Source organism: Curtobacterium sp. YR515 (assembly GCF_900113095.1).
Lineage (GTDB): Bacteria > Actinomycetota > Actinomycetes > Actinomycetales > Microbacteriaceae > Curtobacterium.
The window spans coordinates 303,207-319,648 of the sequence record NZ_FOOD01000004.1 but is presented as its reverse complement, the minus strand read 5'-3'; the positions used below and the strand labels follow the sequence as shown (position 1 = coordinate 319,648).

The following is a 16,442-nucleotide window of genomic DNA, read 5'->3' as shown; positions in this document are numbered from 1 at the left end:
CTCCCACGGGTACCGTCGCCAGCAGCCGAACGAGGAGGTTCCACCATGTCCGACGTCACCACGTCCGCCAACCGCTACGCGGGCTCGAGCATCCAGGCGATCGCACTCGTCGTCGGGATCGTCTTCCTGCTCGTCGGGATCGCCGGGTTCGTCCCCGGGCTGACGACGGGCGACCTCGGCGGGGCGGGGCACGGCTCGATGGCGATGCTGCTCGGACTGTTCCAGGTGTCGGTGCTCCACAACGTCGTGCACCTGCTGTTCGGGGTCGTCGGACTGCTCGCGGCGCGGTACGCCACCGGGTCCCGCATGTACCTCGTGATCGGTGGCGTCGTCTACTTCGTGCTGTGGGTGTACGGGCTGTTCACCGCCGGACACGACTTCGGGGCGAACTTCGTGCCGCTGAACTGGGCGGACAACTGGCTGCACCTGGTGCTCGCGATCGGGATGGTGGCGCTCGGCGTGGTCTTCCCACGCGAGCGCCACTCCGCCGTCAGCGCGAGCTGACCGCGTCGCCGACCGGACCCGCGGCCGCTCGCGCCGCGGCCGCTCGGGCCTCGGTGAAGGCCGTCACGCACCGCCGGACCTGCTCCTCGGTGTGCGCCGCCGAGAGCTGCACACGGATCCGCGCCCGGCCCTTCGGCACCACCGGGTAGCTGAACGCCGTCACGTAGATTCCGCGCGCCTGCATCTCGTCGGCGATCCGTGCGGTCAGGGCCGCGTCGTGGAACATCACCGGGACGATCGGGTGCTCCCCCGGCAACAGCTCGAACCCGGCGTCGGTCATGAGCGACCGGAATCGCGCCGCGTTCGCCCGCAGCCGTTCGCGCGCGTCGTCCGACCGCTCGATGAGGTCGAGCGCTGCGACCGTCCCCGCGGCGATCACCGGCGCGAGCGAGTTCGAGAACAGGTACGGACGGGACCGCTGCCGCAGCAGGTCGACGATCTCCTGGCGGCTGGCGACGTACCCGCCGCTCGCACCCCCGAGTGCCTTGCCGAACGTGCCCGTGCACACGTCGACCCGGTCCGCGACGCCGCACAGCTCGGGCGTCCCCCGGCCGTGCTCGCCGACGAACCCGACGGCGTGCGAGTCGTCGACGATGACGAGGGCGTCGTAGCGGTCCGCGAGGTCGCAGATCTCGGCGAGCGGGGCGATCGAGCCGTCCATCGAGAAGACGCCGTCGGTGACGATCGCGCGGAACCGGGCGTCCCCGGCGGCGACGAGCTGCGCCTCGAGGTCCTGCACGTCGCGGTTGCGGTACCGGTACCGCTGCGCCTTCGACAGCCGCACGCCGTCGATGATCGAGGCGTGGTTCAGCTCGTCCGAGATGATCGCGTCCTCCGGCCCGAGGAGCACCTCGAACAGGCCGCCGTTCGCGTCGAAGCACGACGAGTAGAGGATCGTGGCCTCGGTGCCGAGGAACGCCGACACGCGACGCTCGAGGTCGAGGTGGAGGTCCTGCGTGCCGCAGATGAACCGGACGCTCGCCATGCCGTAGCCCCAGCGGTCGAGGGCGTCCTTCGCCGCGTCGACGAGATCGGTGGAGTCCGCCAGCCCGAGGTAGTTGTTCGCGCAGAAGTTCAGCAGCGGAGCACCGTCCGCCTCGATCGCCGCACGCTGCGGACCGGCGATGCCGCGCTCCCGCTTCGTGAGCCCGGCGGCCTCGATGCCCGCCAGCTCGGCCGTCAGGTGGTCCTTGATCGCGCCGTACATCAGATCTCCGTCCAGTCGATGACGACCTTGCCGCCGTCCGCGCTCGCCGCCGCGGCGAACGCTGCCTCCCAGTCACGCGCCGCGAAGCGCCCCGAGACGATCGACGCGATGCGGTCGCGCAGCACCTCGCTCGTCTGCAGCATCGAGCTCATGGTCTGCCACGTCTCGAACATCTCGCGGCCGTAGATGCCCGTGACCGTGAGCATGTGCGTCACGACCTTGCCCCAGTCGACCGCGATCTCGCCGGTCGGGAGTCCGAGCATGGCGATCCGCCCGCCGTGGTTCATGTTGTCGACCATCGCCGGGAGGGCGGTCGGGGCGCCGGACATCTCGAAGCCGACGTCGAACCCCTCGCGCATGCCGAGCTGCTCCTGCGCCGCCCGGATCGGGTCACCGGCGGCACCGACGTCGACGCCGAGGTCGGCGCCCATCGCCGTCGCCATCGCCAGGCGCTCCGCACTGACGTCGGTGCCGACCACGAACCGGGCACCGGCGTGCCGGGCGACCGCGATCGCCATGAGGCCGATCGGCCCGCACCCGGTGACGAGCACGTCCTCGCCGACGACGGGGGACGCGAGCGCCGTGTGGACCGCGTTGCCGAGCGGGTCGAACAGGGCGCCGACCTCGGGGTCGACGTCGGCGTGGTGCACCCAGACGTTCGCGCCGGGCAGCGTCAGGTACTCCGCGAAGGCGCCGTCCCGCTGCACGCCGAGGCCCTTCGTGCGGATGCACATCTGGCGTCGGCCGGCCCGGCAGTTCCGGCACGTGCCGCACACGATGTGGCCCTCGCCGGAGACCCGGTCTCCCACCGCGACGTCGCGCACGGCGGAGCCGACCTCGACCACCTCGCCGAAGAACTCGTGTCCGGGGACCAGCGGGGCCGTGACCGCCGAGGCCGCCCAGTCGTCCCACCGCCGGATGTGCAGGTCGGTCCCGCAGATCCCGGTGCGGAGGACCCGGATGAGGACCTCGTCCTCCGTCGGGACCGGTACCGGCCGCTCGGTCATGATCAGTCCCGGAGCAGCGTCCGGCTTGTACAGCGCCCTCATCGGCGTCATCCGCGTCACCTCGTCGTGCGTGATGTGTGTCGTCGGCGGCTCGTGACCGCCGTCGTCCACCCTGGCACAGGTCGCGCGCGTGGGCCGCGCATGTCGCATGCACGGCGTGGACACGGGCGCCCGGGCGGCCGGTGCGTGCGCATGCGTCGACAGAACACACGTCGATCGACGGGCGGAACGTCGGAACATGCGCACGCAGACGGTGCGTGCGCATGTGGCGACAGAACACGCGTCGATCGACGGGCGGAACGTCGGAACATGCGCGCGCGGGCAACGCGCGGCACGCGGCACGCGACAGGCGCCCTGGAGGCACGGCGCACGACCGGCGCGACGGCCCGCGCCCGGCAGCGCGCGGCCGGCCGGGTCAGACCTCGCTGAAGGGCTCCGCGTCGTCGAGCCGCACCCGGAGCGCCGGCGCCGCCCGACGTCGGTTCCCCCCGGGCAGCACCCGCCGCGTGGACGCACGCCGGATCACCTCGGCCTTGAGGGTCGCCGCCACCTCGGCACCGTGCGCGTACGGGAAGCGCACGATCGCACGGACGGTGCCCGGGAGTGCGTCGTCCTCGACCGGCACCGGACCGAGCACGGCGCCGACCGTGAGGCCGTCGAGCGCCTCGACCGCGGCCGTCACCGCCTCGTCCGTGCCCGTCAGCGTCGCGACCCGCACGGCCGGTGGGAAGTGCAGCTCGCGGCGGTCGGCGAGCTCGTCGTGCGCCGGACCGTCGAGCCGCCACAGCGCCATGGCCGTCGCGAGCTTCCCGCCGATGCCGACGAGGTACGCCTCGGCGCCCGGGGCTCCCTTGGCGGCGGCGTTCGTCCAGAAGCGCAGGACGTCCTCCTGCACGCGGAGCCCCTCGCGCGCGAGCATGCGCTCCCCGTCGAGCAGGAGCACGCACGCGTACCCGCCCGGGACGCTCGGCTCGGCACCGCGTGTGGCGACCACGACCGAGGGGCGCGCCGGGACCTCGTCGAGCGGACGGGAGCCGTCGGCGACCACGATGCGCGTGCCCGGGAACGCCCGGCCGAGCTCGTCAGCGGTGCGCTGCGCCCCCTGCCCGACCGGCTTCACCGTGCCGTTGCCGCACGTCGGGCAGCGGAACCCGACCGCCAGCGCGCCGCAGAACCGGCACTGCGGCGTCGCACCCCGGTGCGGGCTGCCGAGCGGACCGCCACAGATCCGGCAGTGCGCGCGCTCACCGCACTCGGCGCAGACGAGCCCGGTGCCGAACCCCGGACTGGCGACCTGCACGAGGACGGCTCCGTGCTGGCTGGCCTCGCGCGCGGCGCGCCACGCCGAGCTCGGGATGCGGGCCTGTGCCGCGTACCCCTCGGCACCGGTCTGCTGGACGGTCGGGATGACCTTGGGTGTCTTCACCCGGTACGGCGTGACCTCCTGCAGCCAGTGCAGCTCGACGAGCCGTTGCACGTCGGTGCTCCGGGCGTGCGACAGGAACAGCAGCGCGGCCCCGGACTGCGCGGCCCGGACGAGGGCGACGTCCCGGGTGTGCACGTACGGGGCGCGCGGCTCGATGAACGAGGCGTCCCCGTCGTCCCACATGGCGATGAGTCCGAGCTCGGTCGCCGGCGCGTACACCGCCGTGCGGTTGCCGATCGCGACGACCGCGTGGGTCCTCGCCTGCAGCAGGGCCTTCGCCCGCTGCCCGTTCGTCTGCTTGGCGTCGAACCGCACGACCCGTTCCGGCGGCAGCACCGCGAGGAGCGCACGCTCGAGGTCGGTGACGTCGCGGAAGTCCGGCACGGCGATCACGGCCGACTGCTCCGCGGCGACCGTGTGCGCGGCCGCCTGGGCGAGCGTGGCGGCCCACCCGGGGACCCAGACCGGCGCGTCGGCGGCACCGAGCGCTGTCGGGTGGGGGACGGCGGCGACCGCAGCGCGACCGTGGTCGGCGACCAGCGCCTCCAGGACGCCCTCGGCGTAGCCGGTGACGGGCGGCGGCTCGACCGCCGGCGGCGACCACGCGGTGTCGCGGGCCAGCCAGGCCTTCTCGGCACGGACCTGGCGCGTCGGCACGGCGAGCCGGAGCACGTCGGACGCCACCCCCGCGGCACGGTCGGCCACGGCGCGCGCGAGCGACCAGATCTCCGGCGCGAGGACCGGCACCGGGGAGACGACCGTCTCGATGGCACTGAGCTCGCCCGGGTACTCACCCTCGGTGACGATCTCGACCACGTAGGCGTCGGACATGCGCGCACCGGTGCGGAGCGGCACCTTGACCCGCACCCCCGGCACGCAGTCGTCCTCGAGCCCGTCCGGCACCCGGTAGTCGAACAGACGGTCCAACTGCGGGAGCGGCGAGTCGAGGACGACGCGCGCGACGGTGGTCACGCCGAGGCCTCAGACGGCAGCGGCGACGAGTCCTGCGGCGGCGCGGAGTTCCTCGACGCGGTCGAGCTGCTCCCAGGTGAACCCGGGGAGCTCGCGGCCGAAGTGCCCGTACGTCGCGGTCTTCGCGTAGATCGGACGGAGCAGGTCGAGGTCGCGGATGATCGCGGCCGGCCGGAGGTCGAAGACCTGCAGGATCGCGGCCTCGATCGTGGCGTCGTCGACGTGTCCGGTGCCGAACGACTCGACGTAGAGCCCGACGGGCTTCGCGCGGCCGATCGCGTAGGCGACCTGCACCTCGAGCCGGTCGGCGAGGCCCGCGGCGACCGCGTTCTTCGCGACCCAGCGCAGCGCGTAGGCGGCCGAGCGGTCGACCTTCGAGGGGTCCTTGCCGCTGAAGGCGCCGCCACCGTGGCGGGAGGCACCGCCGTAGGTGTCGACGATGACCTTGCGTCCGGTGAGGCCGGCGTCGCCCTGGGGGCCGCCGATCTCGAACCGGCCGGTCGGGTTCACGATGACGTCGACGTGCGACGAGTCGAGGTCGACCTGGGCGAGCACCGGACGGATCACGTGCTCGGTCACCGCGGCGGTGAGCTCGTCGAGCGTGACGGACGGCGAGTGCTGCGTGGAGAGCACGACGGTCTCGACGGTCTTCGGCACCACGCCGTCGTACCCGACCGTGACCTGGGTCTTGCCGTCGGGACGCAGGAACGACAGCTCGCCGGACTTGCGGACCGCGGCCAGTCGCTCGGCCAGGCGGTGCGCCAGCCAGATCGCGACCGGCATGTACTCGGGGGTCTCGTTCGTCGCGAAGCCGAACATGATCCCCTGGTCGCCGGCGCCCTGGCGGTCGAGCGGGTCGACGCCGGCGCCGGAGCGCGCGTCGAGGGACTCGTCGACACCCTGGGCGATGTCGGGCGACTGCGCACCGATCGAGACCTCGACGCCGCAGGTGTGGCCGTCGAAGGAGACCTCGGACGAGTTGTAGCCGATGCCCGTGATGACGTCACGGACGAGCTTCGGGATCTCGACGTAGCCCGAGGTCGTGACCTCGCCGGCGACGTGCACGAGCCCGGTGGTGACCATCGTCTCCACCGCGACGCGTGCGTGCGGGTCGACGGTCAACAGCGCGTCGAGGATCGTGTCCGAGATCTGGTCGCAGATCTTGTCGGGGTGCCCCTCCGTCACCGACTCGGACGTGAAGAGGCGCAGGCTGCTGCTCGTCACCGCGGTCAGTCGGTGGGCTGCTGCTGCTTGGTGACGGTGAGCTTGTCCTCGTTGATCTCGTGCAGTGCGACGGACAGCGGCTTGTCGTCGATCGTCGAGTCGACCAGCGGGCCGACGTTGTCGAACAGCGAACCCTCGTGCAGGTCGGCGTAGTAGTCGTTGATCTGTCGCGCGCGCTTCGAGGCGAAGATGACGAGTGCGTACTTCGACTCCACCTTGGCGAGCAGGTCGTCGATGGGCGGGTCGATGATGCCCTGGGGGTTGGCCATGGTGTCTCCAGTCGACGGAACGGGGGGACGCCCGGTCAGGGCGCAGTGAACAAGTCTACGACCTCACGCGCCGCGGTGCCGACATCGGAGTTCACGATGCGCACGTCGAACTCGTCCTGGGCGGCGAGTTCGACCTTGGCGGTGTCGAGCCGGCGTGCCTGTTCCTCGGCCGATTCGGTGCCCCGGCCGATCAGTCGGCGCACGAGTTCCTCCCACGACGGGGGCAGCAGGAAGACGAGCACCGCGTCGGGCATGGCGTCCCGGACCTGGCGTGCGCCCTGCAGGTCGATCTCGAGCATCACCTTGTCGCCGGCGTCCAGCGCGCGGTCGATCGGCGGCCGGGGCGTGCCGTACCGGTACGAGTTGTGGACGGTGGCCCACTCGAGGAGTTCGCGGTCGCGGATCATCCGGTCGAACTCGGCGTCGTCCACGAAGTAGTAGTGCACGCCGTCGACCTCGCCCGGACGCGGCTTGCGGGTCGTCGCCGAGACGCTGAGGTTGACGTCCGGGTACTGCTCGCGGATGTACGCGCTGACGGTGCCCTTGCCGACCGCGGTGGGGCCGGCGAGGACGACGAGCTTCGACGACCCGCGCTTGCGACCGCGGGCCGCGAGCCAGTCGGCGAGCTCCGACCGCTGCCGGGTGCCGAGGCCGCCGAGGCGCTTCGACGGCGCGATCCGCAGCTCGCCCATGATCGACTCCGCCCGTGCCGGTCCGATGCCGGGCAGGCTCGTGAGCAGGTCGCGCACCCGCAGGGACTTCTCGGCCGGTGCGTCGGCGTCCGACCAGGCGGTGCGGGCGACCTCGAGTGCGGAGCGCTCCCCCGACGCGACGGCGGCCTTGACCGCGGCCCGGGCACGGCGGGCGGCCACCGCAGCGGCAGCCGCGGCGACCCGGTCGACCTCGGGTGGGTTCCGGTGTGCGGGCAGGCCGTCGCGGTCCGTCGTCATGCGGCGGCCCCCAGCGCAGCGCGGATCCGGTCCGCACGGTCGGTCACGAGGGCGGCGACGCCGTCGGGACCGTCGGTGAGCAGGCCGCGCGACTCGCTGACGAGCACCTGCTCGGCGCGGGCGCCGTACAGCGCGCGGAGGTCCTCGATGCGGGCGCCCTGGGCACCGAAGCCCGGGGCGAGGATCGGCGCGGTGCCGATGGTGTCCGCGTCGATGCCGAAGTCGTCGAGGTCGAGGGTCGCGCCGAGCACAAGCCCGACGTCGCCGAGGGGCTGGTCGCCGCCTCTCCGGTTGTCGTCTGCCACGTCCAAGACGATACCGGCAGCGACGCTCCGCCCCGAACGAGGTCCCTCGGCGAGCACCGCGGTCTGCAGCACGCGCGCCTCGGGGTTGCTCGTGGCGGCGAGCACGAAGACCCCGGCACCGTTCCGGCGCGCCACGTCGACCGTTCCCGCGAGGGAGCCGTAGCCGAGGTACGGCGACACCGTCATGGCGTCGGCGGCGAACGGACCGTCGCGGTCCAGCCACGCGAGCGCGTAGTCGTCCCCCGTCGACCCGATGTCGCCGCGCTTGACGTCGGCGACGACCAGGAGGCCCGCATCGCGTGCCCGACGGATCGTCGCGTCGAGCGCACGGTAGCCCGCCACCCCCGCGGCCTCGAAGAACGCGATCTGCGGCTTCACGACCGCGGCGCGGCCGGCGGCCGCGTCGACCAGGGTCGCGCCGAACGCGGTCAGGCCCTGCTCGTCGCGGCCGAGCCCCCACGCCGCCAGGGTGGCGGCGTGGGGGTCGATGCCGACGCAGAGGGCGGAACGCGACCCGATGGCGGCCGCGAGCCGGACGCCGAAGGAGGCCGCGCCTCCTGTACCGGGGTCGCTCACCAGGTGGCGCGCTCGAGCGCGTAGTCCTGCAGGCTCCGCACGCTGTGCGGCGACCCGATCGTCTCGATCGCCGCGACCGCGGCCCCGAGCTGCGCGATGGTCGTGAACAGCGGCTTGTCCGCCGCGACCGTCGCCGCACGGATCTCGTACCCGTCCGCACGACCGGCGGCACCCGACGGCGTGTTGATGACGATGTCGACCTCGTTCCGGGCCAGCAGGTCGACGACGCTCTCGCCGCCCTCGCTGTACTTGCCGACGAGCGTGACCTCGATGCCGTTGCGGCGCAGGATCTCCGCCGTGCCCTCGGTCGCCGTGATCGTGAAGCCGAGCTGCTGCAGCCGGTGCACCGGGAGCACGATGGCGCGCTTGTCGGTGTCGGCGACGCTCACGAACACGGTGCCGCTCGTCGGCAGACCGCCGTACGCGGCTTCCTGCGACTTGAGGAAGGCCCGCGGGAAGTCACGGTCGATACCCATGACCTCGCCGGTGGAACGCATCTCCGGGCTGAGCACCGAATCGACGACCTGGCCGTCGTGGGTGCGGAACCGGCGGAAGGGCAGCACGGCCTCCTTCACGGCGATCGGGGACTGGATCGGCACGAACGCGCCGTCACGGGCGGGCAGGAGCCCCTCGGCCACGAGCGTGTCGATCGTCGTGCCGGTCATGATCCGCGACGCGGCCTTGGCCAGCGGGATGCCGAGCGCCTTCGAGACGAACGGGACCGTGCGGCTGGCGCGCGGGTTCGCCTCGAGGACGTAGAGCACACCCGCGCCGATGGCGAACTGCACGTTGAGCAGGCCCTGGACGCCGATGCCGCGCGCGATCTTCTCGGTCGCGTCCACGACGCCCTGGATCTCGGCACGGCCGAGGCCGACCGGCGGCAGGGTGCAGGCCGAGTCGCCGGAGTGGATGCCGGCCTCTTCGAGGTGCTCCATGATCCCGCCGATGTAGAGCCGCTCGCCGTCGAAGAGCGCGTCGACGTCGATCTCCACCGCGTCGTCGAGGAAGCGGTCGACCAGCAGCGGGAGTTCCGGGCCGATGATCGCCTGGTCGGCCATCCGGTCGAAGTAGTCCGCGAGCGACGGGGAGTCGTACAGGATCTCCATGCCGCGACCGCCGAGCACGAAGGACGGGCGGACGAGGACGGGGTACCCGATCTCCTCGGCCACCGCGGTCGCGCTGGCGAGGTCGTGGGCGGTGCCGTTCCGCGGTGCGAGCAGGCCGGCGGCGTCGAGGATGGCGGAGAACTGGCCGCGTTCCTCGGCGGAGTCGATCGCGCTCGGGCTGGTGCCGAGGATCGGGATGCCCGCCGCCTCGAGCGGCTTCGCGAGCCCGAGGGCCGTCTGGCCGCCGAGCTGCACGACCACGCCGACGAGCTCGCCGGAGGCCGCCTCGGCCTCGATGACCTCGAGGACGTCCTCGGTGGTCAGCGGCTCGAAGTACAGGCGGTCCGAGGTGTCGTAGTCGGTCGAGACCGTCTCCGGGTTGCAGTTGATCATGATCGTCTCGAACCCGGCGGCGCTCAGCGCGAAGGACGCGTGGACGCAGGAGTAGTCGAACTCGACGCCCTGCCCGATGCGGTTCGGACCGGAGCCGAGGATGACGACCTTCTTGCGGTCGCTCGGGGCGACCTCGGTCTCGGCGTCGTACGACGAGTAGTGGTACGGCGTGAGGGCCGGGAACTCGCCGGCGCAGGTGTCGACGGTCTTGAACACCGGGCGGATGCCCTCGGCGTGACGGGCGTCACGGGCCTCCTGCTCGGTGATCCCCCGCAGGCTGCCGATCTGGGCGTCGCTGAAGCCGTGCTCCTTGGCCCAGCGGAGGGTGTCGGCGTCGAGGGTCTCGGCGTTCTCGACCTCCAGAGCGACTTCGTTGATCAACACGATCTGGTCGATGAACCACGGGTCGATCTTGGTGGCCTCGAAGACCTCGTCGGCGGTGGCGCCCGCGACGAGCGCCTGCTGCACGGTGACGATGCGACCGTCGGTCGGGATCGCCGACTTCTGCAGCAGCGCGTCCTTGTCGAGCTCGGCCGCCGGGGTGTCCCAGTGGAACGACGAGCCGCGCTTCTCGAGCGAGCGGAGCGACTTCTGCAGCGCCGTCGCGTAGTTGCGGCCGATCGCCATCGCCTCGCCGACGCTCTTCATCGTCGTGGTGAGCGTGGCGTCCGCCGCGGGGAACTTCTCGAACGCGAACCGCGGGGTCTTCACGACCACGTAGTCGAGCGTCGGCTCGAAGCTGGCCGGGGTGACGCGGGTGATGTCGTTCTCGATCTCGTCGAGGCGGTACCCGATCGCGAGCTTCGCGGCGATCTTCGCGATCGGGAAGCCCGTCGCCTTCGACGCGAGCGCCGAGGAGCGGGAGACGCGCGGGTTCATCTCGATGACGATGACGCGGCCGTTCGACGGGTCGACGGCGAACTGGATGTTGCAGCCGCCGGTGTCGACGCCGACGCGACGGATGATGTCGATGCCGATGTCGCGCATGTTCTGGTACTCGCGGTCGGTCAGCGTCAGCGCGGGGGCGACGGTGATCGAGTCACCGGTGTGGACGCCCACGGGGTCGACGTTCTCGATCGAGCAGATCACGACGGTGTTGTCGTAGTTGTCGCGCATCAGCTCGAGCTCGTACTCCTTCCAGCCGAGGATCGACTCCTCGAGCAGGACCTCGGTCGTCGGGCTGGACTGCAGCCCGTCGCCGACGAAGCGGACGAGTTCTTCCTCGTTGTAGGCGAAGCCGGAGCCGAGGCCGCCCATGGTGAAGGACGGACGGACGACGAGCGGGTAGCCGAGGTCCTGCGCGTACTCCTTCGCCTCTTCCAAGGTGTGCGCGATGTGGCTGCGCGCGACGTCGGCACCGGACTCGAGGACGAGCTCCTTGAAGAGCTGGCGGTCCTCACCGCGCTGGATGGCGTCGACCTTCGCGCCGATCAGCTCGACGCCGTACTTGTCGAGGATGCCCTCGGCGTCGAGCTTGATCGCGGCGTTCAGGGCGGTCTGGCCGCCGAGGGTCGGCAGCACGGCGTCCGGCTGCTCGATCTTGATGATCTCCTCGAGCGAGGCGCTCGTGATCGGCTCGATGTACGTCGCGTCGGCGAAGTCCGGGTCGGTCATGATCGTCGCCGGGTTCGGGTTGACGAGGATCACCCGGACGCCCTCGGCACGGAGGACGCGGCACGCCTGGGTGCCGGAGTAGTCGAACTCGGCGGCCTGCCCGATGACGATCGGGCCGGAGCCGATGACGAGGACGGAGTTGATGTCTGCGCGCTTCGGCATCAGTTGGCTTCCTTGGTGATGTCTGCTGCGGGGGTCGTGGCGTCGGCGGTCGCCGCGTCGAGCGGCTCCCCGTCGCGACGCTCGCGCACCAGGTCCGCGAACCGGTCGAAGAGGTACACGGAGTCGTGCGGGCCGGCCGCTGCCTCGGGGTGGTACTGCACGCTGAACGCGGGCACGTCGAGCGCGCGGAGGCCCTCGACCACCTGGTCGTTCAGGGAGTAGTGCGAGACCTCGACGCGACCGAAGCCGGCCGGCGACTCGACGACCTCGCCGAGGGGCGCGTCGACCGCGAAGCCGTGGTTCTGGCTCGTGATCTCGACCTTGCCGGTCACGGTGTCGAGCACCGGCTGGTTGATGCCGCGGTGCCCGAACGGGAGCTTGTAGGTACCGAACCCGAGGGCGCGTCCGAGCAGCTGGTTGCCGAAGCAGATGCCGAAGAACGGGCGCCCGGTCTTCAGGCTGCCCTGGAGCAGCTCGACCTGGGCGTCCGACGCGGCGGGGTCGCCGGGGCCGTTCGAGTAGAAGAGCGCGTCCGGCGCGAGGGCCTCGAGCTCGTCGGCGGTGATGTCCTGCGGCACGACGTGCACCTCGAAGCCGCGCTCGGCGAGGTACCGCGTGGTCGAGGCCTTCACACCCAGGTCGAGCACGGCAAGCTTGCCGATCTGCTCGCCGACCGCGGGGACCACGTAGGTCTCGGGCGTCGACACGATCGACGAGAAGCTCGCGCCCGCCATCGTGGCCTGCGCGCGGACCGCGTCGAGCTGCTCCGACTCGGACAGCGCGGCGTCGGCGCCGCTGAACACGCCGCCCTTCATGGCGCCCGCGTCGCGGATCCGGCGGGTGAGCGCCCGGGTGTCGATCCCGGAGATGCCGACGATGCCGTCGCGCACGAGGTGGTCGTCGAGCGACGCGTTCGCGCGGTGGTTCGACACGACGCGGCTGGGGTCGCGCACGACGTAGCCGGCGACCCAGATGCGACGGGACTCGGGGTCCTCGTCGTTCACACCCGTGTTGCCGATGTGCGGCGCGGTCTGCACCACGATCTGTCCGGCGTAGGAGGGGTCGGTGAGCGTCTCCTGGTACCCGGTCATGCCGGTCGCGAAGACCACCTCGCCGAGCGTGCGCCCGCGGGCGCCGTAGGCCCAGCCGTCGTACCGGGTGCCGTCCTCGAGGACCAGTACGGCCCGTTCGCGTGTCATCAGTTCGTCCCTTCGCCCGCGGTGTGCGGGTGTTCGTGCTTCGTCGACAGTCCCTGCAGGGCGGCCAGTGCTGCGCCGTCGCCCTCCGGGAACCGGAAGTAGGTGTCGAGGTCCGACGCACCTGCGGCGCCGGTCGCCGTCCATCGCAGACGGACCAGTCCCCCGGGCTCGACCACGCGGTCGATGGCCCACGTGGCGCGGTCGGCGCCGCGGACGGCGGAGGCTTCGATCCAGCGGTCCGGGGTGCCGGCGTGGTGGAGCACCACGCCGGTGTCGTGGACGGTCACGCCGCCGCGGCCCCGGAAGCCGAGTCCGCCAGCGGTGATCCGCTCGAGCGGTTGGTCGGCGCGGGTCGTCGCGACGGTGAAGCCGTCCCACGATCCGGCCGCCGGTCCGACGTCGGTCGGCACCGGGACGGGAGGCACGGATTCCGCCTGCTTCCTCGCCCGCGTCCGCCAGGTACGTGCCATGGCGACGAACAGCGCGACGACGAGGGCGAGGATGATGCCCCCTTCGAGCCAGCGCAGCGCGTCACCGCTCATGCCGTCGCCTCCGTCCGCGCGGCGCGCGCGTGCCCGGCGACCGTCTCGGCGTCGACGAGCTCCCCCGCCAGGAGCGTGGGGTACCCGTGGTGGAAGGTCGCGACGACCCGGCCCGGGAGCTGCATACCGAGGTACGGCGAGTTCTGCGACTGCCCGGCGAGGTCGGCGACGGAGAACTCGCGGACGGCCGCCGGGTCGTACAGGGTGATCTCGGCCGGTGCGCCCTCGGCGATCCGCTGCCCGTGCCCCTCGACCTGGCCGATGCGCGCGGGCGCCTCGGACAGGACGCGCGCGACGTCGGCCCAGTCGAGCCGGCCGTCGTCGACCACGGCGGCCTGCACGACGCTCAGCGCGGACTCGAGGCCGACCATGCCGTTCGCCGCCGCGGGCCACTCGCAGCACTTCGCCTCGGCGGTGTGCGGCGCGTGGTCGGTCGCGACGATGTCGATCGTGCCGTCGGCCAGGGCGGCCCGGAGCGCGTCGACGTCCTCGCGGGAGCGCAGCGGCGGGTTGACCTTGTACCGGGCGTCGTAGCCGGGTGCGCCGTCGTGCCCGGCGATGAGGTCCTCGGTCAGCACCAGGTGGTGCGGCGTGACCTCGGCGGTGACGTCGATGCCGCGGGACTTCGCCCAGCGGATCACCTCGACGCTGCCGGCGGTCGAGACGTGGCACACGTGCAGCCGGGCCCCGACGTGGTCGGCGAGCAGGACGTCGCGGGCGATGATCGCCTCTTCCGCGACCGCCGGCCAACCGGCGAGCCCGAGCTCCGACGACAGCCGCCCCTCGTTCATCTGGGCGCCGATGGTCAGCCTCGGCTCCTGCGCGTGCTGCGCGAGCACCCCGCCGAAGCCCTTGATGTACTCGAGCGCCCGGCGCATGAGGAGCGGGTCGGACACGCACGAGCCGTCGTCCGAGAAGACCCGGACCTTCGCCCGGCTCGTCGCCATGGCGCCGATCTCGGACAGGTGGGTGCCCTGGAGTCCCTGCGAGACCGCGCCGATCGGGCGCACCGTGACGTACCCGGCGTCGTCGCCGAGCGCCTGCACCTGCTCGACCACACCGGCGGTGTCCGCCACGGGCGACGAGTTCGCCATCGCGTTGACGGCGGTGAAGCCGCCTGCGGCGGCGGCACGCGAGCCGGTGAGGACCGTCTCCGACTCCTCGAAGCCGGGCTCGCGCAGGTGGGTGTGGAGGTCCACGAGGCCGGGCAGGGCGATCAGACCGTCCGCGTCGACGACCGTGGCGCCGGCCGCGTCGAGACCGGACCCGACCGCGGTGATGCGCCGCGCCTCCAGGCGGATGTCGGCACGCGTGCCGTCGACCAGCTGCGCGCCGCGGATGAGGTGGGCGGTCATGCGACGGTCTCCTTCGTTGCTGCGGTCGCTTCGGACCCGGTCAGGGCCAGGTAGAGCACGGCCATCCGGACCGACACGCCGTTCTCGACCTGCTCGACGACCGTCGAGCGGGGGTCGTCGGCGGCGACGCCGGCGATCTCGAGCCCGCGGTTCATCGGGCCCGGGTGCATGATCAGCGTGCGCTCGTCGAGCCGGGCGAACCGGCTCGCCGTGAGGCCCCAGTGCCGGGTGTACTCGCGCGGGTTCGGGAAGAACGCGTCGTTCATCCGTTCCTGCTGGATGCGCAGGGTCATCACGACGTCCGGGTCCTCGGCGAGGGCGACGTCGAGGTCGTGGTGCACCGCGGCGCCGAACGGCGTGCTCGCGACCGGGAGCAGGGTCGGCGGCGCGGCGAACGTGACGCTCGCGCCGAGGGTCTGCAGGAGCCAGGCGTTGCTCCGGGCGACCCGGCTGTGCAGCACGTCGCCGACGATGAGGACCCGGACGCCGTCGAGGCCCTGGCCGCGGCTGCCGGCGCCGTGCAGGCGCCGACGCATCGTGAACGCGTCGAGCAGGGCCTGCGTGGGGTGCTCGTGCGTGCCGTCGCCGGCGTTGACGACCGGGACGTCGATCCAGTCGGCGTCGGCGAGGACCCGCGGCGCACCGGAGGCGCCGTGGCGCATCACGATGCCGTCGATGCCCATCGCGCCGAGGGTCTGCACGGTGTCCTTGAGGGACTCGCCCTTGGAGACGCTCGAGCCCTTCGCCGCGAAGTTGAGCACGTCGGCGGAGAGGCGCTTGGCGGCCGCCTCGAACGAGATCCGGGTGCGCGTGGAGTCCTCGAAGAAGAGGTTCACGACGGTCTTGCCGCGCAGCGCGGGGAGCTTGCGGACCTCGCGCGTGTTGACCTCGGCCATCTCCTCGGCGACGTCGAGGATGTGGATCGCCTCGGCGCGGGAGAGGTCGGCGGTGGAGAGGAGGTGCTTCACGCTGCACCCCCGTCGCCCTGCTCGATGACGACCTCGTCGGTGCCGTCGGTCTCGGTCAGCCGGAGCGTCACCCGCTCGTCGGAGGCCGTCGGCAGGTTCTTGCCGACGTGGTCCGCGCGGATCGGGAGCTCGCGGTGGCCCCGGTCGACGAGCACGGCGAGCCGGACCGCCCGCGGGCGACCGATGCCCTGGAGCGCGTCGAGCGCCGCCCGGACCGTGCGACCGGAGTACAGGACGTCGTCGACGAGGACGACGACCTTGCCGTCGATGCCGCTCGCCGGGATGGTCGTCCGGTGCGGCGCGCGACCGATGCCGTGGCCGAGGTCGTCGCGGTGCATCGTGACGTCGAGCGTGCCGACGCGGTGCGACCTGCCGGCGTCCGCGCCGGTCGCTGCCGGTTCGCTCGTCCACTCGGGCTCGATGTCCGCCCACTCGGGCTCGATGTCCGCCAGGATGCGGTCGAGCCGCTCGGCCAGGACGGCACCCCGTGTCGGGATGCCCAGGAGCACGAGGTCCGAGGCACCGTGGTTGGCCTCGAGGATCTCGTGCGCGATGCGTGTCAGAGCACGCGTGATGTCGGAGTGCTGCAGGACCGTTCTGGTGCCCACGCCGACCTCCTTCCCCGCCTCACCGGACGGCATTAAAGGATGCTGACGTGGTCAA

14 protein-coding genes are annotated in these 16,442 nt (G+C 72.2%); 1 reads left to right on the top strand and 13 read right to left on the bottom strand.

All coding sequences use genetic code 11. The features are described 5' to 3' along the window. Window positions 1-45 precede the first annotated feature (45 nt). Window positions 46-504, top strand: a complete 459-nt coding sequence (locus BM028_RS12850; protein ID WP_175496074.1) for a DUF4383 domain-containing protein — start codon at window positions 46-48, stop codon at window positions 502-504. Here the strand turns inward: BM028_RS12850 and BM028_RS12845 are convergent. From BM028_RS12845 to pyrR, 13 genes are all read right to left on the bottom strand, one after another. Continuing rightward, the gene (locus BM028_RS12845) at window positions 491-1,711 is read right to left on the bottom strand and encodes a glycine C-acetyltransferase (RefSeq protein WP_092386998.1); all 1,221 of its coding nucleotides are present in this window, start codon (window positions 1,709-1,711) and stop codon (window positions 491-493) included. The two genes, BM028_RS12850 and BM028_RS12845, sit on opposite strands and share 14 nt — an antisense overlap. Then, window positions 1,711-2,760 carry an L-threonine 3-dehydrogenase gene (gene tdh, locus BM028_RS12840; RefSeq protein WP_092387308.1) on the bottom strand — a complete coding sequence of 350 codons (1,050 nt, stop codon included), beginning with the start codon at window positions 2,758-2,760 and terminating at the stop codon, window positions 1,711-1,713. Before tdh ends, BM028_RS12845 begins: the two co-directional genes overlap by 1 nt. Window positions 2,761-3,133: 373 nt before the next feature. Next, entirely contained in the window at window positions 3,134-5,116 is a 1,983-nt protein-coding gene (locus tag BM028_RS12835; RefSeq protein ID WP_092386997.1) for a primosomal protein N' family DNA-binding protein, read from the bottom strand. Between the two features lie 9 nt (window positions 5,117-5,125). After that, entirely contained in the window at window positions 5,126-6,340 is a 1,215-nt protein-coding gene (metK, locus tag BM028_RS12830; RefSeq protein ID WP_070416247.1) for a methionine adenosyltransferase, read from the bottom strand. Window positions 6,341-6,345: 5 nt separating this feature from the next. Next, complete coding sequence (gene rpoZ, locus BM028_RS12825; protein ID WP_022906709.1) at window positions 6,346-6,609, bottom strand: DNA-directed RNA polymerase subunit omega; 264 nt, start codon at window positions 6,607-6,609, stop codon at window positions 6,346-6,348. 35 nt (window positions 6,610-6,644) lie between these two features. After that, a complete protein-coding gene (gene gmk, locus BM028_RS12820; protein WP_070416248.1) occupies window positions 6,645-7,559 on the bottom strand; it encodes a guanylate kinase in 915 nt (304 codons plus the stop codon). Further along, a complete protein-coding gene (pyrF, locus tag BM028_RS12815) occupies window positions 7,556-8,440 on the bottom strand; it encodes an orotidine-5'-phosphate decarboxylase (protein WP_092386996.1) in 885 nt (294 codons plus the stop codon). Before pyrF ends, gmk begins: the two co-directional genes overlap by 4 nt. Then, entirely contained in the window at window positions 8,437-11,715 is a 3,279-nt protein-coding gene (carB, locus tag BM028_RS12810; RefSeq protein WP_092386995.1) for a carbamoyl-phosphate synthase large subunit, read from the bottom strand. Before carB ends, pyrF begins: the two co-directional genes overlap by 4 nt. Further along, the gene (carA, locus tag BM028_RS12805) at window positions 11,715-12,914 is read right to left on the bottom strand and encodes a glutamine-hydrolyzing carbamoyl-phosphate synthase small subunit (protein WP_092386994.1); all 1,200 of its coding nucleotides are present in this window, start codon (window positions 12,912-12,914) and stop codon (window positions 11,715-11,717) included. The genes carB and carA overlap by 1 nt, the downstream gene beginning before the upstream one ends. After that, complete coding sequence (locus tag BM028_RS12800) at window positions 12,914-13,456, bottom strand: PH-like domain-containing protein (RefSeq protein WP_071296274.1); 543 nt, start codon at window positions 13,454-13,456, stop codon at window positions 12,914-12,916. Before BM028_RS12800 ends, carA begins: the two co-directional genes overlap by 1 nt. Further along, on the bottom strand, window positions 13,453-14,811 hold the full coding sequence (locus BM028_RS12795; protein WP_092386993.1) for a dihydroorotase: 1,359 nt from the start codon (window positions 14,809-14,811) through the stop codon (window positions 13,453-13,455). Before BM028_RS12795 ends, BM028_RS12800 begins: the two co-directional genes overlap by 4 nt. Continuing rightward, window positions 14,808-15,779, bottom strand: a complete 972-nt coding sequence (locus tag BM028_RS12790; protein WP_070416253.1) for an aspartate carbamoyltransferase catalytic subunit — start codon at window positions 15,777-15,779, stop codon at window positions 14,808-14,810. The genes BM028_RS12795 and BM028_RS12790 overlap by 4 nt, the downstream gene beginning before the upstream one ends. Next, window positions 15,776-16,420, bottom strand: a complete 645-nt coding sequence (gene pyrR / locus BM028_RS12785; RefSeq protein WP_092386992.1) for a bifunctional pyr operon transcriptional regulator/uracil phosphoribosyltransferase PyrR — start codon at window positions 16,418-16,420, stop codon at window positions 15,776-15,778. The genes BM028_RS12790 and pyrR overlap by 4 nt, the downstream gene beginning before the upstream one ends. Between the last annotated feature and the right edge of the window lie 22 nt (window positions 16,421-16,442).

Excerpts from the sequence above, each read along its gene's own strand:
- BM028_RS12800 (WP_071296274.1), bottom strand. The coding sequence starts at position 13,456 with ATGAGCGGTGACGCGCTGCGCTGGCTCGAAGGGGGCATCATCCTCGCC.
- carA (WP_092386994.1), bottom strand. The coding sequence starts at position 12,914 with ATGACACGCGAACGGGCCGTACTGGTCCTCGAGGACGGCACCCGGTAC.
- carB (WP_092386995.1), bottom strand. The coding sequence starts at position 11,715 with ATGCCGAAGCGCGCAGACATCAACTCCGTCCTCGTCATCGGCTCCGGC.
- BM028_RS12795 (WP_092386993.1), bottom strand. The coding sequence starts at position 14,811 with ATGACCGCCCACCTCATCCGCGGCGCGCAGCTGGTCGACGGCACGCGT.
- BM028_RS12850 (WP_175496074.1), top strand. The coding sequence starts at position 46 with ATGTCCGACGTCACCACGTCCGCCAACCGCTACGCGGGCTCGAGCATC.
- pyrR (WP_092386992.1), bottom strand. The coding sequence starts at position 16,420 with ATGCCGTCCGGTGAGGCGGGGAAGGAGGTCGGCGTGGGCACCAGAACG.
- gmk (WP_070416248.1), bottom strand. The coding sequence starts at position 7,559 with ATGACGACGGACCGCGACGGCCTGCCCGCACACCGGAACCCACCCGAG.
- tdh (WP_092387308.1), bottom strand. The coding sequence starts at position 2,760 with ATGAGGGCGCTGTACAAGCCGGACGCTGCTCCGGGACTGATCATGACC.
- rpoZ (WP_022906709.1), bottom strand. The coding sequence starts at position 6,609 with ATGGCCAACCCCCAGGGCATCATCGACCCGCCCATCGACGACCTGCTC.
- BM028_RS12845 (WP_092386998.1), bottom strand. The coding sequence starts at position 1,711 with ATGTACGGCGCGATCAAGGACCACCTGACGGCCGAGCTGGCGGGCATC.